The organism is Sphingomonas plantiphila, from assembly GCF_046000505.1.
GTDB classification, from domain to species: Bacteria; Pseudomonadota; Alphaproteobacteria; order Sphingomonadales; family Sphingomonadaceae; genus Sphingomonas; species Sphingomonas plantiphila.
Window position 1 is genome coordinate 442003 of sequence record NZ_JBELQC010000003.1, and the last position, 25323, is coordinate 467325.

A 25323-nucleotide genomic window follows, 5' to 3' on the forward strand; every position below is an offset into this window, starting at 1 on the left:
GCGCATCGACCAGCTTATGCGCTTTTTGAAGGGTTGTAGGAAAGCCCTTCTGCAAGCCCATCCTCTGGGTAGCGAGGGGTGGGGGCGTTGGCTGCGCCCGTTTGCTGCCCGACCACGCCGGTCAACCGCCATCGCTGATCTGGTGGGATAGTGTCTGCGTCGTTCCGCCATTGCGCGCAAACTCAGCATAGCGCAGCTTGGCGCTTCGCACTGGGGGATTAGACGTGGAGCAGCCGCACTTTAACGCACCCTCAATGGCGATCACTCCGGATTGGCGCGGGCGCATGCGCGCGATCGGAAAGGCGGCGGTGTATCTAGGGTTGGCGCTGGTCGCGGCCTTGCTGGTTTCTTCCGTGCTCAAGGTTGCGACGGGGCGGAATCTTCAGCAATTGATGCAGGCGGGGCCCGGCGAGGCACTTATCGCCCATGCGGGGCTGCTGCTTGCGCTTGTGATCATACCAACCGCACTCTCTTTACTGGTGTGGAAGGATCGGTTCGCGACTTCCGGCTGGTCTGGAGCCGGCGGTGGGCGGCTGGCGGCTCTGGGGGCCGCGAGCGGCGCGGGCATGATGTTCGCAATCGTTGCGATCTTATGGGTCGCGGGCGCCTGGTCGGGCGGCGCTGCTGTGTGGTCCGGCGGCGAACTGGCGCGGATGGTGCTGTTGTCGGTTATGCTGTGGGTCGTACAGGCCGCACATGAAGAGGGCCTGCATCGTGGCTATGCCTTTGTGCAGCTGTCGCGCGCGATCTCCTTTTGGCCGGCGGCCGCGCTGCTGAGCCTGTGGTTCATGTGGGGGCATGTCGGGCAGGAGGGCGCGACGCCGCTGTCGATGGTCGTTGCCGGGCTTTTCGCGCTGGTGCTGGCATGGTCGCTGCTGCGCACCGGATCGCTGTGGTTCGCGCTGGGGTTTCATGCGAGCTGGAATTTCGCCCAGAGCTTCGTGTTCGGCCTGAACAACAGCGGTGGACGGAGCGCGAACGCGCTGATGGTCTCGCGGATTGAGGGGCCTTCATGGCTGACGGGCGGCAGCGCGGGGCCGGAGGGTAGCGTTCTAAGTCTGGTCGCGATCGCGGCGTTGGTGGCGGTGGTGCATTTTGGGGCGCCGCGCAGAGACGTTGACCGGGGCTAGGCTGCTGCGAGGGCAGCCAGCACCTGCGCCTTCAGCCACGCCTTGTCCTGGGGCCGCGCGAAGCTGTGGCTGTCGGTGGGACACGTTTCTAGGGTGCACGTCGTGCGGGCTGCCTTGAACGCGTCGCCTTTCCAGTGATCGGCGAAGGCGAGGGCGGTGTTGTCCCGTTCGGCGAGGAGGATCGTCACCGGGATTTTTGCGCCCGCCATCGCCGCGGCGAGGCGCGCCGGAAGGCTTGCCGAGGTTTGAGACTGTTTCGACGATGCCTTCGCCAAGCCGCTGACAAGCTTGCGAATATCGACGCCGCCGGTGACCAGTCGGAGGAGTTCACGGGGATTTTTGAGCTTTTCAGCATAGCGCGATCGGATCGCGGCGGCAGGGGGGAGGTCGTCGCCGGTTGCGTTAGACTCGATCGTCCAGGGATTGGTGAGGATCAGCGCGTCGATCGGTGCCTGATCGTGGAACAGGATCAGTGCGCTCGCCGCGTCGCAATTGCCGAACGCGACGAGGCGGGTGAGGTGGGGGCAGTCGCGGCGAAAGGCGGCACCAGCTTCAGAGATATCCTGAGCCGTGGACTCGAAGCCCTTGTTTTCGCCGGTCGAATCGCCGATCCCGCGGCGATCGTAGCGGAATACCGGGTAGCCCTGTGCAGCGACCGCGGAGGCAAGTTCGGCCATGCCGCGATGCGCGCCGATGCGGATTTCATTGCCGCCGGAGACGATGAGCAGGCCGGTGGTTCCGGGGGCATCGTCGAGCGTCGCGATCAGCGTTTCGCCCGCGCAGCGGAAGCGCTTCAAGCTTCGCATGTCGCGACCCATTGGGCGATGTCCTCGGCAAGACGGGCTGCGAAATCAGGGTCGTTGTCCGGCTCGGCGCGGCGCCAGAGCGGGCTGCCGGGCAGTTTGGCGTCGGCGGGGCGGGCCTCGGTTTCGAGGCGGACGGTGCGGACGGCGGTGGTTGCCGGGGCCGCAGTCGCGAGCTCGGTGAGCATCGTCGGCGCGACTAGATTTCCGGCCAGTTCGACCGGCAGGGTCGCAGTGTCGAGGCTCGCCGGATCGAACGCCTCACCGGATTCGCGCGACGAGGCCTGGCGGGCGCGGGCGAGTTCGCGGCGCAGGTCGGCGCCGGTCATGGGCGCGAGATGATAGCGCGCGACGAGCAGCGCCGAGCCATCGAGCAGCGCGCCGCTGCGGATTGCCAGGCTGTACGCGGAGCGCCCGAGGCCAGCCACTGCCGTGGCGAAGGCGGCGCGGAGCGAGCTGAGCGTGGCGTCGTGCGTAGGGACCAGACTCTCTCCCTGACCCGGGAGGTCGGGAAGCGCGCCGGCGATGCCGCGATCTTCGAGCGCGCGCAGGATCGTGACCGCGAAGGCGCGGGTGCGGTTTGCTTCCTCGAACAGGGGAAGCGCGACGACGACGACGGGGCCGGACGCGGGACCGAAGCGAAGCATCGCCTCGCTCCCGCCGGGCCAGTCATAGGCGTCGAACGCGATCAGCTCAGTGCCTTGGCCGCGGCGAACCGTACCAGCGCGCCGAAGGTTTCGAGCATATCGCCGTCGACCTCATCATCATCGATGACGATGCCGAGCCGGTCCTCGATCTCGGTCAGAACACCGGCGACCGCCATCGAATCGAGTTCGGGCAGTGCGCCGAACAGGGGCGTCGCTTCGTCGAAGGACGCGGCGCGCGTGGCGTCGATTCCCAGCACGTCGCGCAGCACGCCGCGTACGGTTTCCTCGACTTCATGATATCCATCAGGCTGCACGGCCCAGAATCCCCGGTTGTTTTGCGCCCGTTACCGGCTCGACGCGGCGCTGCCAAGTGGCGGGGCGGTTCGCCGCCATCCGACTTGGCATCCGACTTGGCCGGACCGAACAATGGACACTGGATCGTTAACCGATGCAGGCTAAGGCATCGCCATGGTGGAACTGGACCCGACGCCCTATCCGATCGATGTGCTGACCCAGCGTGGTGCTCCCGACGCGGTGGCGCTGGAGGATCGTGCGGGGACCTGGACCTACGCCGAACTGGAGGCTGCAGTCGCCGCGCTTGCGCACTGGCTGCGCGGGCACGGGCTGGTCGCCGGAGAGCGGGTTGCGACCTGGCTGCCGAAGACGCGGCATGCCTGCGTCATGCCGCTCGCGGCGGCGCGGGGCGGGTTTGTGCATGTGCCGGTCAATCCCGTGCTCAAGCGCGCGCAGGTGGCGCACATCCTGGCCGATAGCGGGGCGCAGCTGTTGCTGACGCAATCGGCGCGGGCAGGGACGCTGGAGGAAGGCGATGTGCCCGGAGGGTGTTCGGTGGTCTTCGATGCCGATGCCCCGCTGCTGGGCGAGGGGCTGGCTTATTCGGAGCGCGACCCCGACGGCTTGGCGGCGATTCTCTATACCTCGGGATCGACCGGGCGGCCCAAGGGGGTGATGCTGAGCCACGCGAATATGTGGCTCGGCGCGATCAGCGTGGCGCATTATCTGAAGGTGACGCCCGAAGATCGCGTGCTGGGCGTGCTGCCGCTCAGCTTCGATTATGGGCAGAACCAGCTGCTGTCGACCTGGGCCGCCGGGGGGCGCGTGATCCCGCTCGACTATCTGACGGCGCGGGATGTGATCAAGGCGGTGGACCGGCATGACGCCACGACGATCGCCGGGGTCCCGCCGCTGTGGACCCAGCTGCTGGAGGCGGAGTGGCCGGAGCCGGTCGCGGCGAAGATTCGGCGGCTGACCAATTCGGGCGGGGCGCTGACGGTGGGCATGGTACGCGGATTGCGGACGCGGTTCCCCGGGGCGGACCTGTATCCGATGTACGGGCTGACCGAGGCGTTCCGGTCGACCTATCTCGATCCGTCGCTGGTGGACGCGCATCCGGAGTCGATGGGGCGGGCCATTCCCTTTGCCGAGATCATGGTGGTGCGGGCCGACGGGACGCGGGCCGATCCGGGCGAAGCCGGCGAGCTGGTCCATGCCGGGCCGCTGGTGGCGCAGGGATATTGGCAGGATGCGGAGCGCACCGCATTGCGGTTCAAGCCGGCGCCGGCCGAGTCCGCCTATGGCGGGATGGCGGTCTTTTCCGGCGATACCGTGGTCGAAGGTCCGGACGGGCTGCTGCGCTTCGTCGGCCGCGACGACGAGATGATCAAGTCGTCGGGCAACCGGATCAGTCCGACCGAGGTCGAGGAAGCGGTGCTCGCCGGGGGCGAGGTGCGCGAGGCGGTCGCGCTCGGGGTGCCGGACGCGCGACTGGGACAGGCGATCCTTGTGATCGCGGTGGCGCGGGGTGAGGCGGAGCAGGCGGAGGCCAATCTGCGCGCGCGGCTGAAGCGCGACCTGCCTGCGTTCATGCAGCCGTCGCGCTATGTGTGGCGCGACGCGCTGCCGCGCAATGCGAACGGCAAGCTCGACCGCAGTGGATTGAAAGCGGAGATACTGGCATGAAGCCGATGGGGCCGATCCCGCCCTATTTTGCGGGACAGGACGGAGACTTGCGGATTGCCGGGCGGAAGGCCGGGGACTGGATCGCGCAGGCAGGGACACCGCTGTTCGTTTATGACACGTCGATTGTGCGCGAGCGGATCGGGCAGTTGCGCTCCGCATTGCCGCGTTCGGTCGAGATCCATTTCGCGATCAAAGCCAACCCCTTGCCCGAATTTCTGCAAGCGGTTTCTCCGCTAGTCGGCGGGCTGGACGTGGCTTCGGGGGGCGAACTCGCCAAGGCACTGGCGGTCAAGGATGCCGCGCATATCAGCTTCGCAGGGCCGGGAAAGCGTGACATCGAGCTCGAGGCGGCGATCGTCGCAGGGGCGACCCTGAACCTCGAATCCGAGGGCGAGGCGGATCGCGCGCTGGCAATCGGCGAACGCCTGGGCGTCACTCCGAAGCTGGCGGTGCGGGTCAATCCCGCGTTCGAGCTCAAGGGATCGGGCATGAAGATGGGCGGACGACCATCGCCCTTCGGAATCGACGCGGCGCGGGTGCCGGCCCTGGTGAAGCGTCTGGTCGCAGCGGGGGCGGACTGGCGGGGATTTCATATCTTTGCCGGATCGCAGGCGCTGGACAGTGAGGCGATCTGCGAAACGCAGGCAGCGACAGTCGGGCTGGCACGCGAACTGGCCGAGGCGGCAGGTGCACGCGCGCCGCTGGTCAATCTGGGCGGCGGGTTCGGCATTCCCTATTTCGCGGGCGACATGCCCGTCGATATCGGTCGGGTGGGCGAGCGGCTGGCGCAGGTGCTGGACGCCGATCAGGCCTATGCGATCGAACTGGGGCGCTGGATCGCGGGGGAATGCGGGGTCTATCTGACGCGGATCGTCGACCGGAAGGTCAGCGGGGACGAGACGTTCCTGGTGTGTGACGGCGGGCTCAATCACCAGCTGGCGGCATCGGGCAATTTCGGCACGGTGGTGCGGCGCAACTATCCGATCGCGATCGCGGGGAAGATGGGTGCGGTGGCGGAGGAGACGGTGTCGGTCGTGGGCCCGCTGTGCACGCCGCTCGACCGGCTGGGCGACAAGGTCGCGTTGCCCCGCGCCGAGGTCGGCGACGTCGTCGCGCTGTTCCTGGCGGGCGCCTATGGCGCGAGCGCCAGTCCTGCGGCGTTTCTGGGCCATGGCCCGGCGGCGGAGATCGTCGCTTAGCCGACGGCGATGCCGACGCGCAGGAAATCCTCCCGGCGGTAGCCGGCATAGCCCTGCCAACCTTCGTCCAGCGTCGTACGGGCACGAGAGAAGTCCATGCCGAGCGGCAGGAAGACGAGCTGGGCGAGCGCGGTGCACAGCAGACCCCACCATGCCAGCACCTCGAACTCCTGGATCAGCGCGAGGGCGTCGCAGGCGAGCATGGGCAGGAACATTACCCAGGCGAGCAGGCACCATTCGTTGCGTAAATAGCGGCTTCCGACGATGAATGCGGCGAGATGCTGGGCGAGATTGACCCAGTTGGCCGGGATGCCGAGCCAGAAGGCGTATTCGCCCAGCAGCCAACTGGCGACGATGACGCGGGCGAGCGGGCTGAACGGGGCGATGAACAGCCCCGTCAGCAGGATGCCGAGATAATAGAGATGACCCGGCCCCATCTGTGCACGCGCTCAGTTCGGATTGGGCGGCGGCGGGGGCGGCGGCGGCGAGGGGGACGGCGCGGGGGCGGGAGGCGGCGGGGGAGCGGGCGGCCATCCGCCATGCTGGCCGTCACCGTTGCGGCTCATCGTCTGGTATCCGAAGCGCATGTGCCTTCTCCCTGCTGACGCGCCCCGATCATAGCGCAACCGGCGCCGATTTTCAGCCGGAATCTAGGGCCTCGCGCCCGTGCGGCACAGCGATGTTCCTAACGGTATCTTTACCTCCGCCGCCCATAGCAAAGCGGCTGTTCGCGCACGAACCGATGGGACGCCGGAGGCCGCGCGAGCGCAAGGAGGTTGTAGAGACATGCGTTTGGGACATGCCGGCAGGGCCTTGGCGCTATCGCTGATCGCGATGGTGCTTTCGAGCTGTATGGGGGGTGCGAATCGCCCCGAATTGCCGCCGACCGCCTTTGTCGCGAGCCGTGAAGGGCCGGGCGAGGAATATGTCATCGGCCCGCTCGACACGCTCCAGATCTTCGTGTGGCGCAATCAGGAATTGTCGGCCGAGGTGCAGGTGCGCCCCGACGGCCGCATCACCACGCCGCTGGTGAGCGACATGCCGGCCGTGGGCAAGACGCCCGCGATGCTGGCGGACGACCTGAAATACGCGCTGGGCGAATATATCAAGGATCCGATCGTGTCGGTCGTGGTCAAGAGCTTCTCCGGCACCTTCGGCCAGCAGATCCGCATCGTCGGCGCGACCGAAAAGCCGGCATCGATTCCCTACCGCGCCAATATGACGCTGCTCGACGCGATGATCGCGGTGGGCGGCCTGAGCGAGTTCGCGGCGGGCAACCGTGCGCGGCTGGTGCGGTTCGACAAGACCAGCGGTCGCCAGCGCGAATATCGCGTGCGGCTGTCCGACCTTCTCAAGAGCGGTGACACGAGCGCGAACGTCCGGCTGGAGCCGGGCGACGTGATCATCATCCCCGAGAGCATGTTCTAACCGATAACCAGACGGAGACCGCCCGGTGGGGGGATTGTGGGACGAAATCAGGACGGCACTTCACGGCGTGTGGCAACGCCGCTGGATCGCCGTGGCCGTCGCCTGGGGGCTGTGCCTCGCCGGCTGGCTGGTCGTGTCGCAGATTCCCAACCAGTTCGAAAGCCGCGCGCGCGTGTTCGTCCAGCTGCGCCAGATCCTTCCCGGCGAGGGCCTGGCCACGCAGCAGGAGCAGCAGAAGGACATCGACCGCGTTCGCACCACACTGGCCAGTGCGGTCAATCTGGAAAAGGTCGTGCGCGGCACTGACCTGGCCAACACCGTCGCGACCGACCGCGACGTCGCCGACCGGGTGGGATCGCTGCAGAAGCATATCAAGATCACCGCGCAGCAGGACAATCTGTTCGAGATCACCGCAACCGCCGACAGCGGCAAATTGTCGCGCGCGATCGTCCAGAAGCTGATCGACATCTTTGTCGAGGACAATCTGGGCACGCTGCGCGACGAGGCGAGCCAGTCGCTCCAGTTCCTCGACCAGCAGCTGGCACAGCGCCAGAAGCAGCTGCAGGAAGCGGAGGCCAAGAAGGCGGATTTCCAGAATCGCTATCTGGGATCGCTGCCCGGGACCGGAACGCTCGCCGAACGGCTGTCGGCGGCACGGACACAGCTCGCGCAGGTCAATTCCGAACTGGCGGCCGCGCAGAGTAGCCTTGCCGCGGTGAACGGCCAGATGGCCGGCACGTCGGCCACCGTCGCGGGCGCAGGTGGCGGCGCCGTCGCCGGGCCGGCGCGGGCGCGGCTGTCCGCGATCCAGGGGCAGCTTGCCGAGGCGCGGTCGCGTGGCTGGACCGACAATCACCCCGATGTGATCGCACTCAAGAGCCAGCTTGCGTCCGCGCAGGCCGCAGCGCGCAAGGAGCCGGTCTATTCGGGTGGGGGCGCATCGAGCGCCAACCCGCTCTACCTCAGCCTGCGCGCGATGCAGGCTGACAAGGCGGCCCAGGTCGCCGCGCTGACCAACCGCAAGTCGCAGATCGAAGCCGATATGGCGGCGATCGACCAGAAGATCGCAGGCGATCCCGCCGCTGCGCAGGAGCAGGCGGAGATCGACCGCAACTACCAGGTGCTCAAGGCGGCCTATGACAAGCTGCTCGCCGATCGCGAGCAGGTGCAGCTGCGCAGCCAGGCGGCGAGCCAGTCGGATGCGGTGAAGTTCAGCGTCATCGATCCGCCGACCGCGCCCAAGGCGCCGACCGCACCCAACCGGATGCTGTTGCTGACCGGCGTACTGATCGTCGGCATCGGCGGCGGGCTGGCCGCGGCGTTCGGCCTTAGCCAGATCGCCGGCACCTTTCCGACCGCGACCCGGCTCGAGCGTGCGAGCGGGATGCCGGTGATCGGATCGGTCGGCGAGGTCGTCACCGCGGCGCAGACGAGCCTGCGCCGCAAGCGTTTTCAGATGTTCACAGCGGCGACCGCCGGATTGGTGGTCGCATGGGTCGCGTTGCTGGGGCTGGAACTGCTCCAGCGCGGCATGGCGGCGTGAGGGAGTTGGCATGAACGATCAGACTCCCCGGCGCCTGCGCGGATCGCTGCTCGAACGGGCAGCCGCGCAATATGCGTTGTCGCCGAAACCGAGCGCGCCGGCAGCGCCCCTTCCGGTCCCGCCGCCTCCGGCGCCAACGCCGGCGCCGGCGGCCAGCCCGGCAGCGCCGGTGTTCGAGCGGGTCGAAGCGCCGCGCGCACCGTTGGTGCGTCCGGCCCCGAGCGCCGACGCGCCGGAACCCGCGCCAGATGGCACGCGGCGCCGGATTGCGATCGACCGTCGCGAACTCGCCGAGCACGGCATGCTGGTTCCGGGGGCCACGGTGACCGCGCTGGCCGAGGAATTCCGGCTGGTGAAGCGTCAGCTGCTCAACAGCGCGCGGCAGATTCGCGCGTCGGGCAAGGACGATGCGTCGCGCATGATCCTGGTGTGTTCGGCCAAGCCAGACGACGGCAAGACCTTTTGCGCGATCAACCTGGCGCTGTCGATGGCGGCGGAGAAGGATGTCGAGATCCTGCTGGTCGATGCCGATTTCGCCAAGCCGGACGTGCTCAATCGCTTTGGTGCCGCGGACAGCCCCGGCCTGCTCGACGTGCTGACCGGTGCGGCGGCGAACGCCGAGGACTGCATCATCGACACCGATGTTCCGCATCTGTCGGTGCTGCCCGCCGGCACGCGGAGCGTTGCCGACACCGAATTACTGGCCAGCGAGCGCGCCGACGCGATCCTGGACGGACTGGCCGCGGCCAATCCCCGGAGGATCGTGATCTTCGATTCGCCGCCGATCCTGGCCGCGTCCCCGGCGAGCGCGCTGGCCAGCCATGTCGGGCAGGTGATGCTGGTGGTGCGCGCCGATCGCACGACCGAAAACGAATTGCGCGAGGCCGTCGCGCTGCTCGACGGGTGCGAGCATATCCAGCTGCTGCTCAACAGCGTGTCATTCCAGCCGGGGGGGCGTCGTTTCGGCAAGTACGGCGCCTATTACGGGGAGCCGGAGCAATGAGACTGATCGCCGCGGCATGCGCCGCCACCGCGCTGTGCGCCGTCCCCGCCGCCGCCAAGGACCGGCGCACGTCGATCGAGCCCTATGTCGATGCTGGGCAGGTGATCGTCGCCGACCTGTCGGGCGGAGGCGAGGTGCTGACCTATTCGACGATCGGGGCCGGGGTCGACGCGTCGATCCAGTCGCGCCGCGTCGAGGTGCAGCTGTCGTACAATTACGAGCGTCGCTTCGACTATCAGAAGGATGTCGCGGACGGCGATACGCATAGCGGCCTTGCCCGTGCGGCGGTGAAGGTCACGCCCGGCTTCACGGTCGAGGGCGGTGCGCTGGCGACGCGCGCGCGCACCGATATCCGCGGCGATGCGCCGGGCAATCTGGCCGGAAACGTGCGCAACACCAGCCAGGTCTATTCAGCCTATGCCGGCCCGACATTCCACACCGGCAACGGCCCGGCGAGCCTGAGCGCCGCCTATCGCTTTGGCTATACCAAGGTCGAGGCACCGTCGATCCCGAGCATCGACCCGGCGGCCCCGCCGGTCGACGTCTATGACAGTTCGACCAGCCATCTGGCGCAGGTGCGTGCCGGGGTGAAGGCGGGGACGATCCTGCCCGTCGGCCTGAGCGTCGCGGGCGCGTGGCAGCGCGAAGAGGGCAGTCAGCTCGACCAGAAATATGACGGCAAATATGCGCGTGCCGATGCGGTGCTGCCGGTCGGGAGCGGTCTCGCGGTGGTCGGCGGCGTCGGATACGAGAAGATCGAGATCACGCAGAAGGATGCGCTGCGCGACGGCACCGGCGCGATCGTGCGCGACGGGGCGGGGCGGTTCGTCACCGATCCGGCATCGCCGCCGCGCATCGCCTATGAGGTGGAGGGCGTGTTCTGGGATGCCGGGGTGCTCTACAAGCCCAGCGCGCGCTTCATGGTCGAGGCCCGCGTCGGGCGCCGCTATGAATCGATGAGCTATACCGGATCGCTCCAGTGGCAGATCTCGCGCCGCTCGGGATTGCAGATCGGTGTCTATGATTCGGTGCAGAGCTTTGGGCGGCAGCTGGCGAGCGACCTTGCCGCGCTGCCGACGAGCTTCAACATTCCCGAAGACGCGTTCGGCGGCGGGTTCGGCGGGTGCATCTATGGCGATACCGGCGCGGCGGCGGGCGGCTGCTTCACCAATACGCTGGGATCGATCGCGAGCGCCAACTACCGGGCGCGCGGGGTGACGGGCGTGCTGTCGATGAACGCGGGACGGGCGACCTTTGGCCTGGGCGCGGGCTATGCCAACCGCGAGTTCCTGGTCCCCGACGGCAGCTCGATCATCGCCGGGACGAGCGACGAGACCGCCTATGCGCAGATTTTCGCGGCGCGCGCGCTGAGCTCGCGCTCGGGCGTCAACGGCAATCTGTTCGTAAACTATTTCCAGAGCGGTATCCCCGGCGCGCCGCGCGTCTATGGTGGTGGGGCCAACGGAACCTATTATCATAATTTCGGGCCGCTCAGCGCGACCGTGTCGGCCGGGATCGCGACCTTCGATGTCGAGGGCGACACGAACAATACGACGGCGCAGGGCATGCTCGGCCTGCGCTACGGTTTCTGAAGACTCTAGTCCTGAGGGTGTAACGATGTACGACGACCATTACGGACTGAGCGGAAGGCCGTTCCAGCTGACGCCCGATCCGGCGTTCTGGTTCGATACGGCCACGCACAAGAAGGCGATGGCCTATCTCGGCTATGGCCTGAGCCAGGCCGAGGGGTTCATTGTCATCACCGGGGCGCCCGGTGCGGGCAAGACGACTCTGGTCGGTCACCTGATGGAGACGATCGATCCCGAACGGCTGCACGTCATCAAGATCGTGACGACCCAGATCGAGGCCGAGGACCTGCTGCACATGGTCGCGGCGGGGCTGAACATCGACAGCACGCATCTGCTCAAGGCGCAGGTGCTGGCGGCGATCGAGAAGCAGCTGCACGCGGTGGCGCGTACCGGACGCCGCACGCTGCTGATCGTCGACGAGGCGCAGGCATTGCCGATCGAGAGCCTGGAGGAGCTGCGCATGCTCTCCAATTTCCAGGCGGGCGGCTATCCGCTGCTGCAGATCTTCCTGCTCGGCCAGCCCGAATTTCGCGCCAAGCTCTCCGACCAGCGGCTGGAGCAGCTGCGCCAGCGCGTGATCGCGATGCACGAGCTGACGCCGATGGATGAGGACGAGCTGGACGCCTATCTGATCCACCGCCTGTCGCTGGTGGGATGGCGGGGGAAGCCGCGCTTCACCAATGGCGCCAACGCCGCGATCTATCGCTGGTCGGGCGGGATTCCGCGCAAGGTCAACCAGCTGGCGAGCCGGGTGCTGCTGTTCGGCGCGATCGAGCAGATCGACAGCTTCTCCGGCGCGGATGTCGAGTCGGTGATCGCCGACCTCGAAGGCGACATGGCGATCGAGCGGCGTGCGGTGCCGCGGCCGAGGGTGCAGTCGCCGGCGGTCGAGCGCGAGGCGGCATTGCGGCGCGAGGTATCGTCTCCGGCGGCGCCGGCTGCGGCAACGCCCGATGCCGAGCTTGCCGCGCGGCTGGCCCGGCTGGAGGCGCGGCTGGAGGAGCAGGATGCGGCGCTGCGCCGCGTGCTGACGCTGATGGTCGATTTCGTCGAGGTCGAGGACGCGCATCCGACGCGGCGGGGAGCCGCCGCCTGACGATGGTCGCCAACGCCCTCTCCGTCGATGTCGAGGACTGGTTCCAGGTCGGCGCGTTCGAAACGGTGATCGCGCGTGACGATTGGAGCGCGCTGGAGCACCGGGTCGAGGCGAATACCGATGCGGTCATCGACCTGTTCGCGCAGGGCGGCGTGCGCGCGACCTTCTTCACCCTGGGCTGGGTGGCCGAGCGCTATCCGGCGCTGATGCGGCGGATTGTCGACGCGGGGCACGAGGTGGCGAGCCATGGCTGGGACCACCGGCGCGTCTTCACCATGGAGCCGGAGGAGTTCCGCGCAGATCTCGACCGCGCGCGCGCCGTGCTGGAGGATGTCACCGGGCAGAAGATACGCGGCTATCGCGCGCCGAGCTTTTCGATCGACGGGCGCACGCCCTGGGCGCATGCGGTGCTGGCCGAGCAGGGCTATGCCTATTCGTCCAGCGTCGCGCCGATCGGACATGATCATTATGGCTGGGCCGATGCGCCGCGGCGGGCCTATCGGCCGGTGGCCGGAAGCGACCTGATCGAGCTGCCGGTGACGACGGCGCGGTTGCTGGGACGCGAAGTGACGACCGGGGGCGGGTTCTTTCGCCTGCTGCCGGGCGCGGTGGTGCAGGGCGCGATCCGCGACATGAACGCGGGCGGGCAGCCTGCGGTCTTTTACTTTCACCCGTGGGAGATCGATCCCGGCCAGCCGCGCGTGGCGCGCGCGCCGTTGCGATCGAAGCTGCGGCATTACAGCCGGTTGGGGGCGATGGCGGGGAAGCTGCGCACGCTGATGGCAGCGCATCGCTGGGACCGGACCGACGTCGTGGTCGCTGCCGAAGCGGCGCGGATCGATGCGGGCGCGGCCTGGCTGGAGGCGGCGGAATGAATGCGCCGATGCTGGCTCGTCCGCTGACGCTGCGGGTCGCCGATCTAGGCGATACGATCAACCGCGCGCGGATCGGCGCCTTTGTCCATGAACATCCGGACGCCACGCCCTTTCACATGCCCGCGTGGAGCGTGGCGGTGGCGAAGGGGTGCGGGCAGCGCAGCCATTACCTGGTCGCCGAGCGCGGCGAGCGCGGCATCGTCGGCGTGATGCCGCTGACCGAGGTGCATTCGCCGCTGTTCGGCCGGGTGCTCGCATCCGCCGGGTTCGGCGTGGGCGGAGGCATCCTGTCAGACAGGCCCGACGTGGCGCGCGCGCTGGCCGATGCCTGCTGGGCGCTGGCCGGGCGACTGAGCTGTGGGAGCGTCGAAGTGCGCGGCGGGCCGCGGCCCGGCCCCGAATGGCAGGTGGACGACAGCCATTATCTGGGGTTCGCCCGCGACCTTGCCGAGGACGATACCGCCGAACTGCTCGCCATTCCGCGCAAGCAGCGCGCCGAGGTGCGCAAGGGCCTGGAGTGCGACCTGGACGTCAGCATCGGATGCGATCCGGCCGATGTCGCGGCGCATTATGCGGTCTATGCCGCGTCGGTACGCAATCTGGGCACGCCCGTGTTTCCGCGCGCGCTGTTCACCGAAGTGTTGCACGAATTCGGCAAGGCTGCCGATGTACTGGTGGTGCGGCATGAGGGCAGGGCGGTGTCGGCGGTGTTGAGTCTCTACTGGCGGCGCACGGTCTTCCCCTATTGGGGTGGCGGCACGGCGGACGCGCGGCGGCTGCGCGCGAACGACCGGATGTATTTCGAGCTGATGCGGCATGCGCGTGAGCGCGGCTGCACGCGGTTCGACTTCGGCCGTTCCAAGACCGGCACCGGGCCAGCCGCGTTCAAGAAGAACTGGGGCTTCGAACCCAAGCCGCTGACCTATTACGAGCGGACCGCCGATGGCGCTGCGCCGCGCGACGCGAGCCCGCTCAATCCGAAATACCGGATGCAGGTCGCGCTGTGGAGCCGGATCCCGCTGGCCGTCGCCAACCGGGTCGGCCCATGGATAGCGCGGGGTCTGGGCTGATGGGCGATATCCTGTTCCTGGCGCATCGCGTGCCGTTCCCACCGGACCGCGGCGACAAGATCCGGGCCTATAATATCCTGCGCTACCTGTCGGAGCGCAGCCGGGTACATCTCATCGCCTTCGCGGACGATCCCGCCGACCTGAAGCGCAAGTCCGGGCTCGCCAAGCTGACCGGCAACCGCCAGATCGTGTGGCGCAGCAAATCGCAGGCGGTGGCGGGGATCCAGTCGATCCTGTCGGGCCGCCCGGTATCGCTGACCGCGTTCGACAATGCCGAGGTGCATCGCGCCGTCGCCGAGATGCTCGCGCGGCATGCGATCGACCGGATCTACGTGTTTTCGAGCCAGATGGCGCAGTATGTGCCGCCGCGCGCGCGCCAGCGCGTCGTGATGGATTTCGTCGACATGGATTCGGCGAAATTCGCATCCTATGGCACGTCGAGCGGCGGCTTTACCGGGTGGATGATGCGGCGCGAGGCACGGCTGCTCGCCGCGTACGAGAAGGCCGTGGCGGGGAGCGTCCATGCCAGCCTGTTCGTCAGCGAAGCGGAAGCCGCGCTGTTTCGCGAGCGGACCGGCGCCGAGCGGGTTCAGGCCGTGGGTAACGGTATCGATACGCGCATGTTCGACCCCGGCGCGCAGTTCAAGCGCATCGATACGATGGGCGAGCTGATCGTGTTCACCGGCCAGATGGACTATCGTCCGAACATCGAGGGCGTGACCTGGTTCGTCGAGACGATCCTGCCGCATATCCGCCTGCGCCACCCCGCCGCGCGCTTCGCGATCGTGGGGCGCAAGCCGACCGACGCGGTACATGCGCTGGCCAAGCATCCAGGCGTGACCGTGACCGGGGAAGTTGCCGATGTACGCCCCTGGCTGCACGCGGCGTCCGTGGTGGTTGCGCCGCTGAAGCTCGCCCGCGGTGTCCAGAACAAGATTCTGGAGGCGATGGCGATGGCGCGGCCGGTGGTGGCTTCGGCAGCCGCGGCGACCGGCATCGACCATGGCGGCACGATCGAGGTCGGCGAGACCGTGGGCGAGATCGCCGATGCGGTAAACCGCATTCTGGCCGATCCGGTGACCGCAACCGCGTTCGGCGCGGTCGCCCGTCAGCGCGTGATCGACCATTATAGCTGGGACGCTCGCCTCTCTGCGCTCGACGACATTCTGGGACTGGGCAACGGGCGCGGCGGGGGACGATCCGCGCGATCGGCGGCGGCATGACCGCCACCACGGCGGAAGCAGCGTTCGCCGCGACCGGCGCGACGTTCGATGGCCGCTGGCGCAGACATGCTGCGCTGCTGGCCGGCCTATGGGCCGTCCTGCTGCTGCTGTTCCACCGCGACGTCGGCGATCTCGTTGCGATCTATTGGACCAACACGACCTTCGGCCATTGCCTGTTCGTCGCGCCGGTGGTCGGCTGGCTGGTGTGGCAGCGGCGGGACGAACTGACGCGGGTGCAACCGGTCGCCTGGTGGCCGGGCCTCCTACCGGTCGCAGGAGGCGCATTCGCGTGGCTGATCGGCGACGCGGCTGGGGTGGCGCTGTTCCGCCACCTGGGGCTGGTGGTGATGTTGCAGGGCGCAGTGTTCGCGCTGCTGGGACCGAATGTCGTTCGCGCGCTGCTGTTCCCGCTTGCCTATATGCTCTTCCTGGTGCCGTTCGGCGAAGCGCTGGAAAAGCCGCTGCAGGACCTGACGGTCGCGATCCTGGTGCCGTTGCTCGACCTGTTCGGCGTGCCCGCGCATGTCGACGGGGTGCTCATCACCACGCCGAACGGCTATTTCGAGGTGGCCGAAGCGTGTTCGGGCGCCAAGTTCGTGATCGCGATGATCGCCTATGGCGCGCTGGTCGCCAATGTCTGTTACGTCAGCTGGGCGCGCCGCGCCGCGTTCATGGCCGTCGCGCTGATCGTGCCGATGATCGCCAATGGCGTGCGCGCATTCGGGACCGTTTATGCCGCCTATCTGACATCGGTCGAGGCGGCGACGGGGTTCGACCACATCCTGTACGGCTGGGTGTTCTTCGGCGCGGTGATGGCCGGGGTGCTGGCGATCGGATGGAAATGGTTCGACCGCGATCCCGACGCGCCGTGGTTCGATGCGGCGAAGCTGCAGGCGCGCTGGCCGGGCACCGCGCAGATGCCGGCGGTGGTGGCGCTGGTTTCGCTGATGCTGGTCAGCCTGTTCATGGCCTGGGCCGGGGTGATCGCGGCGCGGACGGATACGCTGCCGGCCAAAGTCACTGCGCCGCAGGTCGCGGGGTGGACGCAGCTGCCGCTGAGCACGCGCGCGGCGTGGAAGCCGAATTTTCCCGGTGCAGACCATTTCGTGATGACGCGGTATTCGGACGGTATGGGGGCGCGGGTCGACTTGGTGCTGGCGGTCTATTCGAGCCAGCGCGAGGGCAAGGAACTGGTCGGGTTCGGGCAGGGCGCGATCCGCGAGAATGACATTTGGGTACGGATCGAAGATCTGCCCGCACTGGAGGGCGGCGCCGCGATGCGGATGACCGCGCCCAGTAGCTTTGGCGGCCCGGTCGAGCGCGAGGTCGTGAGCTGGTATCGCGTGGGCGATGTGCTGACCGGCAGCCCGTCCCGGGTCAAGGCGGAGACGCTGAAGGCGAAGATGCTGGGCGGGCGCCAGCGGGCGGTGGCGGTGATGGTGTCGGCCGAGAAGAGCGACCTGCCGACGCGCGCCGCGATCAAGCGCTTTCTGGGGGCGTTGCCGCCGATCGACGACGTCGCGGATCGGGCGGCGGGAGTCGATTGAGCGGCGAGATGTCGGCTGCGCTCTTGCACCGGCCCCTCATCCCCGCGAAAGCCGAGCAACGGAACCGGGCGGGGAACGACTGACTGATGTGCGGCATAGCTGGCCTTTACTATCCGGGGACGCCGAAGCCGGTCGAGCCGGCGCGCATCCGGGCGATGACCGATGCGCTGGTGCATCGCGGGCCGAACGGGGCGGGGGTATGGACCGCGCCGGGCGTGGGTCTGGGGCATCGGCGGCTGTCGATCATCGATCTGGCCGGTGGCGCGCAGCCGATGGCGACGCCCGAGGGCGACGTGACGGTCAGCTTCAATGGCGAAATCTATAATTTCCAGGAGGTTCGCGCCGAACTGGAGGCCAAGGGCGCGGCGTTCGTCAGCCATAGCGATACCGAGGTGCTGCTGCATGGCTGGCGCGCATGGGGCGTCGGGCTGCTCGACAGACTCAACGGCATGTTCGCCTTTGCGCTGTACGATGCGCGCAAACAGTCGCTGCTGCTCGCACGCGACCGGATGGGGGTGAAGCCGCTCCATTATGCGGAATTGTCGGATGGCGCGGTGGCGTTCGCGTCGGAGATCAAGGGACTGCTTGCGCATCCGCTGTTCCGGCGGACGCCCGATTTCACCGCGGTCGAGGATTTTCTGGGGCTGGGATACGTCCCCGACGATGCGAGCGTGCTGGCGGGGGTGAAGAAGCTGCCCGCGGGGCATTATCTGCTGCTCGAGCGCGGCAGGCCGGTGCCGGCGCCGGTAAAATGGTGGGACATCGACTTTTCGCAGCGGGCCAAGGGGTCGGCGCGCGATCTGGAGGCGGAGTTGATCCACCATCTGCGCAGCGCGGTGCGCTCGCGGATGATCGCGGATGTGCCGCTGGGCGCGTTCCTGTCGGGCGGGGTGGATTCGAGCGCGGTGGTGGCGCTGATGGCCGAGGCGAGCCGGGCGGCGGTCAAGACCTGTACGATCGGGTTCGACGAGGCGGGCTATGACGAGACCGCGCACGCCGCGCTGGTGGCGGAGCGGTTTGCGACCCAGCATCGGGTGAAGACGGTGGCGTCGGACGATTTCGCGCTGATCCACACGTTGGTCCACCATTTCGACGAGCCATTTGCGGATGCCTCGGCGCTGGCGACGTACCGGGTGTGCGAGCTGGCGCGCGAGAGCGTGACGGTGGCGCTGTCAGGCGACGGCGCGGACGAGGCGTTGGCGGGATACCGGCGGTATAAATTCCATGCGGCGGAGGAGCGCGTGCGGTCGGTGCTGCCGTCTTCGGTGCGGGGCATGTTCGGGACGCTGGGGCGGGTCTATCCCAAGGCCGATTGGGCGCCACGGCCGTTGCGCGCGAAGACGACGCTGCTCGCCTTGGCCGACGAGGGCGGGGCGGCCTATGCCAAGGCGGTGGGGGTGACGACGCCCGAGGTGCGCAGCGGGCTGTACACAGACGCTGCGCGGGCGGCGCTGGGCGGGCATTCGGCCGAGGCGCGCTATGTCGCGACGATGCGCGCGGCACCGGCGCAGGATGGGCTGGACCGGGCGCAATATGCCGATTTCAAGCATTGGCTGCCGGGCGATATCCTGACCAAGATGGACCGCACCAGCATGGCGGTGAGCCTGGAAGCGCGCGAGCCGCTGCTGGATTATCGCTTTGTCGAGTTCGCCGCGACCTTGCCTGCATCGATGCGGATCCGGGGCGGGCAGGGCAAGTGGCTGATGAAAAAGGCGCTGGAGCCGTATCTGCCGAAGGACATCCTGTATCGGCCGAAAATGGGGTTCGTGACGCCGGTTTCGGCGTGGTTCCGCAAGGCGCTGGCGGACGAGGCGGCGGGGCTGGCGCGCTCGCGCGTGCTGGCGGGGAGCGGGTGGTTCGAGCCCAAGGCGATCGCGCGGCTGGCGGAGGAGCATCGCTCCGGGCGCGCGGATCATGGGCGGACCTTGTGGCAGCTGATGATGCTGGAGCGGAGTTTGGGGCGGCTCTTCCCCTGAATAGATACCGTCATGCTGAACTTGTTTCAGCATCCATCCATCCCGCCGCGACGCGGCCGTTTGTGGCGCGGTGGATGCTGAAACAAGTTCAGCATGACGGAAGTAGGAAGGGGGCGTCGTGCCTTAGTGGAAGCTCACGCCCCAATAGGCCATCGCGGCGTGCACCGTCAGCATCATCAGCGTGATCGTCGCCAGTGAGAACAGCGCGAAGCGGATGATCACGCGGTTGGTGGTGACCTGGACTAGGCTGTGGGCGATGCGCAGGGCGACATAGGCCCAGGCGATGATCGCGTTGAGATTGTCGCCCTGATCCATCAGTGCGAGGACGATGCAGATCGCGTAGAACAGCACCGGCTGTTCGAGCAGGTGGTTGTAATTGTCCGCAGGCCATTGCGCCTTGGTCTCGATCCGGGTGCGCAGGTCGGCGCCGGTGCCGCCGTTGAGCCTGGCGACGTCGATCCCGGCGCGCTTCATCGCCGGGATGCGAGTGGCGTACATCCGTAGCCACATGACGAGCGTCCAGCCGATCAGTGCGATCACGGGGCCGAAGATGGCGCTGTGCATGTGGTGTCCTCCCCCTGGTGGTGCGGAGGTTGGCGGATTTGTTGCGGGGGCGCAATTCCTCCGCGCGTCGGGCGCATTTATTTGGTGTGCGTCGCGGTCCAGGTGGCGAACCATTCCAGCCACTTATGGCCGGGATTCGTCGGGGGGAGCGACAGCGCGCCGAAGCCGTGGCCGCCATGTTCGAGAAAATGCGCCTCCACCGGCACCTTGTGGCGGCGGGCGGTTTCGAGCAGCGCGATGCTCTGGCTGGCGGGCACGGTGCCGTCGTCCATCGCGTGGCACAGGAAGAGCGGCGGCATCGCCGGGCTGGCGCGGGTGAGGACGTCAAAGCGGGCGGAGGCTGCGCCCGCGGGCGGCGGGCCGCCGAACAGATTGGGGCCGGAGCGGCTGTTGGCGCCGGCGCTGGAAAACTGGGTGACGGGGTAAATCAGGCCCGAGAAATGGGGGCGGGCGGAGAGGCTGTCGGCGGTGTCGCGGGCCTTGTAGACCGGATCGGCATGGCCGACGGTGAGCGTGCCGCCGAGATGGCCGCCGGCGGAGAAGCCGAGGATGCCGAGCTTGGCCGGGTCGATGCGATAATGCGCGGCGTTGGCGCGGATCAGGCGCATCGCGCGCTGCGCATCCTGCAGCGGCACGTCGGTGCGGTTGAACCAGCGCTCGCCGGGCAGACGATAGGCGAGGACGAAAACGGTGATGCCGAGCGGGTTGAGCACGCGCGCGACGTTCACGCCTTCGTTGATCAGGCTGACAAAGGCATAGCCGCCGCCGGGCATGACCAGCACCGCGCGGCCATCGGCGCGTTGCGGACGGAACACGCCGAGATAGGGGTAGCGGATGCCCTTTTCCCACCGCTGCGGCGTGCCGAGCGGAAGCGGGACGGGCTCGCGCGAGGGTGCGATTCCGGGTGGCGTGCCGGGCGGCAGGCTGGGCCACAGCATCAGCGTCTCGCGCGGGGGCCAGGGCGGGGCGGGGGTGAACACCTTCGGCCGCGACTGCGCAGCCGCTTGTCCGGTCAGTCCGAGTGCGGCCGTGCCGCCGATGAAACCCCTGCGTCCGATCGTCATATTCATGTCGCGCTGATAGCCGACAGGATCGGACTTTGCATCCGGGGCGTTGCTCTCATATGGGAGCCTCATTCCCTCGGGACATAGACAGGAAGGACAAGGCGTGAAGGACGTTCTCGTAATCGGCGCAGGCGGCGTTTCATCGGTCGCGGTGCACAAGATGGCGAAGAATCCCGAGCTGTTCGGCAAGATCACCCTCGCCAGTCGCCGCCAGTTCAAGTGCGACGCGATCGCGCAGTCGGTGAAGGAGCGCTTCGGCGTGACGATCGACACCGCGCAGGTCGATGCCGACGATGTCGCGGCCACGAGCAAGCTGATCGAACAGGTGAAGCCCAACCTGCTGGTCAACCTCGCGCTGCCGTATCAGGACCTCAACCTGATGGACGCGTGCCTCAACACCGGCACCGACTATCTCGACACCGCCAACTACGAGCCGCGCGACGAGGCGCGGTTCCATTATGGCTGGCAGTGGGACTACCAGGACCGCTTCAAGAATGCAGGGCTGATGGCGCTGCTGGGCTCGGGCTTCGATCCCGGCGTGACCAGCGTGTTCGCGATGTACATCAAGAAGCACCTGCTCGACACCATTCGCACGCTCGACATTCTCGACTGCAATGGCGGCGATCACGGCCAGCATTTCGCCACCAACTTCAACCCCGAGATCAACATCCGCGAGATCACCGCGCCGGCGCGGCACTGGGAAAATGGCGAGTGGGTCGAGACCCCGGCGCTGTCGACCCGGCAGGTGTTCGAGTTCGATCAGGTCGGCGCGAAGAACATGTACCTCATGTACCATGAGGAGCTGGAGAGCCTGGCCAAGTTCATCCCCGAGATGGAGCGTGCGCGCTTCTGGATGACGTTCGGCGAGCAGTATCTGACGCATCTGCGCGTGCTGCAGAATGTCGGGCTGACGTCGATCGAGCCGATTATGTTCGAAGGCCGCGAGATCGTGCCGCTCCAGTTCCTGAAGGCGGTGCTGCCCGAGCCCTCGACGCTCGGCACCACGACCAAGGGCAAGACCAATATCGGCGACATCGCGACCGGCACCAAGGACGGCGAAGAGAAGACCTTCTACGTCTACAATGTCTGCGACCATGAGGACGCGTTCGAGGAGACCGGCAATCAGGCGGTGAGCTACACCACCGGCGTCCCGGCGATGATCGGCGCGGCGCTGATGCTCAACGGCACGTGGCGCGGCGAGGGCGTGTTCAATATGGAGCAGTTCGATCCCGATCCCTTCATGGACATGCTCAACCAGCATGGGCTTCCCTGGCAGGTGCATGAGCTGGACGGGCCGCTGAAGTTTTGAACGAATAGCCCTCTCCCCTTCAGGGGAGAGGGTTGGGAGAGGGGCCGGTGGCGAGGGCGCAGCATTTGCCCCTCTCCCCGGCCCTCTCCCCTGAAGGGGAGAGGGAGTTTGACCGAAACCCGCGCTGCGTCGCCCGTGATGTCCACCAAGGCCGGTGATCCGGGCGCCTTTGCCCGGTTCGACCTGTCGCGCGTGCCGTCGCCGTGCTTCGTCGTCGATGCGGCGGCGGTGGAGCGGAACCTGCAGACCATCGCCGATGTTCGCGATCGCGCGGGGGTGAAGATCCTGCTCGCGCTCAAGGCGTTTTCGATGTGGTCGCTGGGCGATCTGGTCGGGAAATATCTCGACGGCGTGGCGACGTCGGGGCTTTGGGAAGCGAAGCTCGCCAGCGATCATTATCATGGCGAGATCGCGACCTATTGCTCGGGCTACAAAAAGGCCGACATGGCCGAGATCTGCGCGATTTCGGACCATCTTATCTTTAATACCCCGTTCCAACATGCCGCGATGAAGGACGAACTGGCGGCTGCGCGGGCGCGCGGCGATGTGTTCGAGGTCGGGCTACGGCTCAATCCGATGCACAGCGAGGGCGAGGTCCAGAAATACGATCCTGCCCAGCCGCATTCGCGCCTCGGTTTCCCGGCTGACCAGCTCAAGCCCGAGCATCTGGAGGGCGTGGATGGCATTCATGTCCATTCGCTGTGCGAGCAGGATTTCCCGCCGCTTCGCCGGACGTGGGAGGCGCTGAAGCCGCGGCTGGAGCCCTATTTCGGGCAGTTGAAGTGGCTCAATTTCGGCGGCGGGCATCATATTACCCGGGCCGATTATCAGCGCGACGATCTGGTCGACTTCCTCAAACAGGTGCGCGCGGAGACGGGCCTCGCGGTGATTCTGGAGCCGGGCGAGGCGATCGCGCTCGATACCGGTATCCTGGTCGGCGAGTTCGTCGATGTGTTCACCAACGGCATGCCGATCGGCGTGGTCGATATCTCCGCCACCTGCCACATGCCCGACGTGATAGAGGCGCCGTACCGCCCGGCGATGCTGGGCGAAGAGGGCGATGTGCTGGTGCGGTTGGGCGGGCCGTCGTGCCTGGCGGGCGACATCCTGGGCGATTTCCGGTTTCCGCAATGGCCGGTGCCGGGGCAGCGCTTCGCGTTCCTCGATCAGGCGCATTACTCGATGGTCAAGACGACGACGTTCAACGGCGTGCCGCTGCCGAGCATCGCGCTGTGGGACAGCCGGACCGACGATCTGCGCATCGTGAAGTCGTTCGGCTATAGCGACTTCGAGGGGCGGCTTTCCTGAATCGGGTGGCGGTGCTAGGCGCGCCGCCATGCTGAACCTTTCCGCCATCACCGTCCGCCTGGGTGGGCGCACGATCATCGACCGCGCCAGCGCCGCGCTGCCGCCGCGCGGGCGGATCGGGCTGGTCGGGCGCAACGGCGCCGGCAAGTCGACTTTGGTCAAGGTGATCGCCGGGCAGATCGACCCCGACGAGGGCAGCGCCGACATGCCGCGCGGCGCGCGCATCGGCTATGTCGCGCAGGAGGCGCCGGCGGGGAAGACCACGCCGTTCGAGACGGTGCTGGCCGCCGATACCGAGCGCGCGGCGCTGATGGCCGAGGCCGAGGGGCTGGAAGATCCCGACCGGCTGGGCGAGATCCACGAGCGGCTGGGTGCGATCGACGCCTATTCGGCGCCGTCGCGCGCGTCACGGATTCTGGTTGGCCTGGGCTTCGACGAGGAGGCGCAGCACCGCCCGCTCGACAGTTTTTCGGGCGGCTGGCGGATGCGCGTGGCGCTGGCGGCGTTGCTGTTCAGCCAGCCGGACCTGCTGCTGCTCGACGAGCCGTCGAACCATCTCGACCTCGAAGCGGTGCTGTGGCTCGAGGATTTCCTGACTTCATACCCTGCGACGATCGTGATCGTCAGCCATGAGCGCGACTTCCTCAACAATGTCGTCGACCACATCCTGCATCTCGATAAGGGCAAGCTGACGCTCTATCCGGGCGGCTACGACCAGTTCGAACGGCAAAAGGCCGAGCGGCAGGCGCAGCAGGCGGCAGCGCGCGAGAAGCAGCTGGCCGAGCGGGCGAAGCTGCAGGACTATGTCGCGCGCAACTCGGCCCGCGCGTCCACCGCGAAACAGGCGCAGTCGCGCGCCAAGGCGCTGGCGCGGATGCAGCCGATTGCGGCGGTGGTCGACGATCCGACGCTGGCGTTCGGCTTTCCCGATCCCGACCAGCTGCGCCCGCCGCTGATCACGCTCGACCATGCGAGCGTCGGCTATGACGGGGTTCCGATCCTCCAGCGACTGAATCTGCGCATCGACCCCGACGACCGCATCGCGCTGCTCGGGCGCAACGGTAACGGCAAGACCACGCTGGCGCGGCTGCTCGCGGCGCAGCTGACGCCGCTGGACGGGGAAAAGGCGGCGTCGGGCAAGATGCGGGTGGGCTATTTCACCCAGTATCAGGTCGAGGAGCTGCACAGCGACGAAACGCCGTTCGACCATATGCAGCGGCTGATGGAGGGCGAGAAGCCGGCGGCGGTGCGCGCGCAGCTCGGCCGGTTCGGCTTTGCGGGCGACAAGGCGATGACGCAGGTCGGCAAGCTGTCCGGTGGCGAGCGCGCGCGGCTGGCGCTGGCGCTGATCACGCGTGACGCGCCGCACATGCTGATCCTCGACGAGCCGACCAACCACCTGGATGTCGACTCGCGTGAGGCGCTGATCCAGGCGCTGACGGCGTATCAGGGCTGTGTCGTCATCGTCAGCCATGACCGGCACATGATCGAGATGACCGCGGACCGGCTGGTGCTCGTCGATCAGGGAACCGCCAGGCCGTTCGACGGGAGCATCGAGGATTATATCGCCTTCGTCCTGGCGAAGGAGCCGAAGGCGGAGGGCGCCAAGGGCGGGGTCAACCGCAAGGACGCGCGGCGCGAGGCGGCCGAGGCGCGCGAAAAGGGCAATGCCATGCGCAAGGCGGCGAAGGCGGCCGAGGCGGAGCTGGCCAAGCTGCAGGAGAAGCTGAGCGCGATCGACCGCGCGATGTTCGATCCGGACAGCGCCGCCCCGGAACTCGCCAAGCTGACGATGACCGAGTTGATGAAGCAGCGCGGTACCGTGGCGAAGGGGATCGAAGCGGCGGAACTGAAATGGCTGGAGGCGCAGGAGGCGTTGGAGGCGCTGGCGGCGTAGGATGCGTCTGGTCCTGGCTCCCCTGCGAAAGCAGGGACCCAGGGTGACAGGGGCTGAGCGCGTGACTCTGGG

23 protein-coding genes are annotated in these 25323 nt (G+C 67.5%); 16 read left to right on the forward strand and 7 right to left on the reverse strand.

The window, feature by feature from the left end:
- Positions 1-284: 284 nt before the first annotated feature.
- On the forward strand, positions 285-1130 hold the full coding sequence (locus ABS767_RS17205) for a CPBP family intramembrane glutamic endopeptidase (RefSeq protein WP_408080607.1): 846 nt from the start codon (positions 285-287) through the stop codon (positions 1128-1130).
- Here the strand turns inward: ABS767_RS17205 and ABS767_RS17210 are convergent.
- The 3 genes from ABS767_RS17210 to ABS767_RS17220 are packed head-to-tail and all read right to left on the reverse strand — an operon-like array spanning position 1127 to position 2894.
- Positions 1127-1936 (reverse strand): hydrolase 1, exosortase A system-associated, encoded by an 810-nt coding sequence (locus ABS767_RS17210; protein ID WP_408080609.1) that lies wholly within the window; start codon positions 1934-1936, stop codon positions 1127-1129. The genes ABS767_RS17205 and ABS767_RS17210 overlap by 4 nt on opposite strands.
- The gene (locus tag ABS767_RS17215; protein WP_408080611.1) at positions 1924-2580 is read right to left on the reverse strand and encodes a hypothetical protein; all 657 of its coding nucleotides are present in this window, start codon (positions 2578-2580) and stop codon (positions 1924-1926) included. The genes ABS767_RS17210 and ABS767_RS17215 overlap by 13 nt, the downstream gene beginning before the upstream one ends.
- Before the next feature lie 41 nt (positions 2581-2621).
- Entirely contained in the window at positions 2622-2894 is a 273-nt protein-coding gene (locus ABS767_RS17220; protein WP_408080613.1) for an acyl carrier protein, read from the reverse strand.
- A gap of 154 nt (positions 2895-3048) precedes the next feature.
- On the opposite strand from ABS767_RS17220, the gene ABS767_RS17225 reads away from it, so the two are divergent.
- Positions 3049-4560 carry an acyl-CoA ligase (AMP-forming), exosortase A system-associated gene (locus ABS767_RS17225; protein ID WP_408080615.1) on the forward strand — a complete coding sequence of 504 codons (1512 nt, stop codon included), beginning with the start codon at positions 3049-3051 and terminating at the stop codon, positions 4558-4560.
- Positions 4557-5759: a pyridoxal-dependent decarboxylase, exosortase A system-associated gene (locus tag ABS767_RS17230; RefSeq protein WP_408080617.1), complete on the forward strand. Its 1203-nt coding sequence runs from the start codon at positions 4557-4559 to the stop codon at positions 5757-5759. The genes ABS767_RS17225 and ABS767_RS17230 overlap by 4 nt, the downstream gene beginning before the upstream one ends.
- Here the strand turns inward: ABS767_RS17230 and ABS767_RS17235 are convergent.
- Together ABS767_RS17235 and ABS767_RS17240 are read right to left on the reverse strand one after the other, a co-directional pair.
- On the reverse strand, positions 5756-6196 hold the full coding sequence (locus tag ABS767_RS17235; RefSeq protein ID WP_408080619.1) for a hypothetical protein: 441 nt from the start codon (positions 6194-6196) through the stop codon (positions 5756-5758). The two genes, ABS767_RS17230 and ABS767_RS17235, sit on opposite strands and share 4 nt — an antisense overlap.
- A gap of 12 nt (positions 6197-6208) precedes the next feature.
- A complete protein-coding gene (locus ABS767_RS17240; protein WP_408080621.1) occupies positions 6209-6346 on the reverse strand; it encodes a hypothetical protein in 138 nt (45 codons plus the stop codon).
- Positions 6347-6545: 199 nt separating this feature from the next.
- Between ABS767_RS17240 and ABS767_RS17245 the strand changes: the two genes are divergently transcribed.
- From ABS767_RS17245 to ABS767_RS17290, 10 genes are all read left to right on the forward strand, one after another.
- Positions 6546-7187 carry an XrtA/PEP-CTERM system exopolysaccharide export protein gene (locus ABS767_RS17245; RefSeq protein WP_408080623.1) on the forward strand — a complete coding sequence of 214 codons (642 nt, stop codon included), beginning with the start codon at positions 6546-6548 and terminating at the stop codon, positions 7185-7187.
- Positions 7188-7212: 25 nt separating this feature from the next.
- Positions 7213-8730, forward strand: a complete 1518-nt coding sequence (locus tag ABS767_RS17250) for an XrtA system polysaccharide chain length determinant (RefSeq protein WP_408080625.1) — start codon at positions 7213-7215, stop codon at positions 8728-8730.
- Between the two features lie 10 nt (positions 8731-8740).
- Positions 8741-9733, forward strand: a complete 993-nt coding sequence (locus ABS767_RS17255; RefSeq protein ID WP_408080627.1) for an AAA family ATPase — start codon at positions 8741-8743, stop codon at positions 9731-9733.
- Complete coding sequence (locus ABS767_RS17260; RefSeq protein WP_408080629.1) at positions 9730-11325, forward strand: hypothetical protein; 1596 nt, start codon at positions 9730-9732, stop codon at positions 11323-11325. The genes ABS767_RS17255 and ABS767_RS17260 overlap by 4 nt, the downstream gene beginning before the upstream one ends.
- A 25-nt stretch (positions 11326-11350) precedes the next feature.
- Positions 11351-12418 carry an ExeA family protein gene (locus tag ABS767_RS17265; RefSeq protein ID WP_408080631.1) on the forward strand — a complete coding sequence of 356 codons (1068 nt, stop codon included), beginning with the start codon at positions 11351-11353 and terminating at the stop codon, positions 12416-12418.
- Between the two features lie 2 nt (positions 12419-12420).
- Entirely contained in the window at positions 12421-13293 is an 873-nt protein-coding gene (locus ABS767_RS17270; protein WP_408080633.1) for an XrtA system polysaccharide deacetylase, read from the forward strand.
- Positions 13290-14363 carry a FemAB family XrtA/PEP-CTERM system-associated protein gene (locus ABS767_RS17275; RefSeq protein ID WP_408080635.1) on the forward strand — a complete coding sequence of 358 codons (1074 nt, stop codon included), beginning with the start codon at positions 13290-13292 and terminating at the stop codon, positions 14361-14363. The genes ABS767_RS17270 and ABS767_RS17275 overlap by 4 nt, the downstream gene beginning before the upstream one ends.
- Positions 14363-15586, forward strand: coding sequence for a TIGR03087 family PEP-CTERM/XrtA system glycosyltransferase (locus ABS767_RS17280; RefSeq protein WP_408080637.1), 1224 nt, complete (start codon positions 14363-14365; stop codon positions 15584-15586). The genes ABS767_RS17275 and ABS767_RS17280 overlap by 1 nt, the downstream gene beginning before the upstream one ends.
- Positions 15583-17133 (forward strand): exosortase A, encoded by a 1551-nt coding sequence (gene xrtA, locus ABS767_RS17285; protein WP_408080639.1) that lies wholly within the window; start codon positions 15583-15585, stop codon positions 17131-17133. Before ABS767_RS17280 ends, xrtA begins: the two co-directional genes overlap by 4 nt.
- Positions 17134-17219: 86 nt before the next feature.
- Positions 17220-19109 carry an XrtA/PEP-CTERM system amidotransferase gene (locus tag ABS767_RS17290; protein ID WP_408080641.1) on the forward strand — a complete coding sequence of 630 codons (1890 nt, stop codon included), beginning with the start codon at positions 17220-17222 and terminating at the stop codon, positions 19107-19109.
- A 123-nt stretch (positions 19110-19232) separates the two neighbouring features.
- Here ABS767_RS17290 and ABS767_RS17295 read toward each other — a convergent pair whose 3' ends face one another.
- Both ABS767_RS17295 and ABS767_RS17300 read right to left on the reverse strand, forming a co-directional pair.
- Positions 19233-19673, reverse strand: a complete 441-nt coding sequence (locus ABS767_RS17295; protein WP_408080643.1) for an MAPEG family protein — start codon at positions 19671-19673, stop codon at positions 19233-19235.
- 77 nt (positions 19674-19750) lie between these two features.
- The gene (locus tag ABS767_RS17300; protein ID WP_408080645.1) at positions 19751-20743 is read right to left on the reverse strand and encodes an alpha/beta hydrolase; all 993 of its coding nucleotides are present in this window, start codon (positions 20741-20743) and stop codon (positions 19751-19753) included.
- A 97-nt stretch (positions 20744-20840) separates the two neighbouring features.
- On the opposite strand from ABS767_RS17300, the gene ABS767_RS17305 reads away from it, so the two are divergent.
- The 3 genes from ABS767_RS17305 to ABS767_RS17315 all read left to right on the forward strand — a co-directional run bounded on the left by ABS767_RS17305 (position 20841) and on the right by ABS767_RS17315 (position 25251).
- Positions 20841-22046, forward strand: coding sequence for a saccharopine dehydrogenase family protein (locus tag ABS767_RS17305; RefSeq protein ID WP_408080647.1), 1206 nt, complete (start codon positions 20841-20843; stop codon positions 22044-22046).
- A 138-nt stretch (positions 22047-22184) separates the two neighbouring features.
- Positions 22185-23354 (forward strand): carboxynorspermidine decarboxylase, encoded by a 1170-nt coding sequence (locus tag ABS767_RS17310; protein ID WP_408080761.1) that lies wholly within the window; start codon positions 22185-22187, stop codon positions 23352-23354.
- A gap of 28 nt (positions 23355-23382) precedes the next feature.
- Positions 23383-25251 carry an ABC-F family ATP-binding cassette domain-containing protein gene (locus tag ABS767_RS17315; RefSeq protein ID WP_408080649.1) on the forward strand — a complete coding sequence of 623 codons (1869 nt, stop codon included), beginning with the start codon at positions 23383-23385 and terminating at the stop codon, positions 25249-25251.
- The last annotated feature ends 72 nt before the right edge of the window (positions 25252-25323 follow it).

Excerpts from the sequence above, each read along its gene's own strand:
- ABS767_RS17210 (WP_408080609.1), bottom strand. The coding sequence starts at position 1,936 with ATGCGAAGCTTGAAGCGCTTCCGCTGCGCGGGCGAAACGCTGATCGCG.
- ABS767_RS17275 (WP_408080635.1), top strand. The coding sequence starts at position 13,290 with ATGAATGCGCCGATGCTGGCTCGTCCGCTGACGCTGCGGGTCGCCGAT.
- ABS767_RS17315 (WP_408080649.1), top strand. The coding sequence starts at position 23,383 with ATGCTGAACCTTTCCGCCATCACCGTCCGCCTGGGTGGGCGCACGATC.
- ABS767_RS17255 (WP_408080627.1), top strand. The coding sequence starts at position 8,741 with ATGAACGATCAGACTCCCCGGCGCCTGCGCGGATCGCTGCTCGAACGG.
- ABS767_RS17245 (WP_408080623.1), top strand. The coding sequence starts at position 6,546 with ATGCGTTTGGGACATGCCGGCAGGGCCTTGGCGCTATCGCTGATCGCG.
- ABS767_RS17230 (WP_408080617.1), top strand. The coding sequence starts at position 4,557 with ATGAAGCCGATGGGGCCGATCCCGCCCTATTTTGCGGGACAGGACGGA.
- ABS767_RS17235 (WP_408080619.1), bottom strand. The coding sequence starts at position 6,196 with ATGGGGCCGGGTCATCTCTATTATCTCGGCATCCTGCTGACGGGGCTG.
- ABS767_RS17215 (WP_408080611.1), bottom strand. The coding sequence starts at position 2,580 with ATGCTTCGCTTCGGTCCCGCGTCCGGCCCCGTCGTCGTCGTCGCGCTT.
- ABS767_RS17270 (WP_408080633.1), top strand. The coding sequence starts at position 12,421 with ATGGTCGCCAACGCCCTCTCCGTCGATGTCGAGGACTGGTTCCAGGTC.
- ABS767_RS17205 (WP_408080607.1), top strand. The coding sequence starts at position 285 with ATGCGCGCGATCGGAAAGGCGGCGGTGTATCTAGGGTTGGCGCTGGTC.
- ABS767_RS17265 (WP_408080631.1), top strand. The coding sequence starts at position 11,351 with ATGTACGACGACCATTACGGACTGAGCGGAAGGCCGTTCCAGCTGACG.
- ABS767_RS17300 (WP_408080645.1), bottom strand. The coding sequence starts at position 20,743 with ATGAATATGACGATCGGACGCAGGGGTTTCATCGGCGGCACGGCCGCA.
- ABS767_RS17280 (WP_408080637.1), top strand. The coding sequence starts at position 14,363 with ATGGGCGATATCCTGTTCCTGGCGCATCGCGTGCCGTTCCCACCGGAC.
- ABS767_RS17310 (WP_408080761.1), top strand. The coding sequence starts at position 22,185 with ATGTCCACCAAGGCCGGTGATCCGGGCGCCTTTGCCCGGTTCGACCTG.
- ABS767_RS17290 (WP_408080641.1), top strand. The coding sequence starts at position 17,220 with ATGTGCGGCATAGCTGGCCTTTACTATCCGGGGACGCCGAAGCCGGTC.
- ABS767_RS17225 (WP_408080615.1), top strand. The coding sequence starts at position 3,049 with ATGGTGGAACTGGACCCGACGCCCTATCCGATCGATGTGCTGACCCAG.
- ABS767_RS17260 (WP_408080629.1), top strand. The coding sequence starts at position 9,730 with ATGAGACTGATCGCCGCGGCATGCGCCGCCACCGCGCTGTGCGCCGTC.
- ABS767_RS17295 (WP_408080643.1), bottom strand. The coding sequence starts at position 19,673 with ATGCACAGCGCCATCTTCGGCCCCGTGATCGCACTGATCGGCTGGACG.
- ABS767_RS17240 (WP_408080621.1), bottom strand. The coding sequence starts at position 6,346 with ATGCGCTTCGGATACCAGACGATGAGCCGCAACGGTGACGGCCAGCAT.
- xrtA (WP_408080639.1), top strand. The coding sequence starts at position 15,583 with ATGACCGCCACCACGGCGGAAGCAGCGTTCGCCGCGACCGGCGCGACG.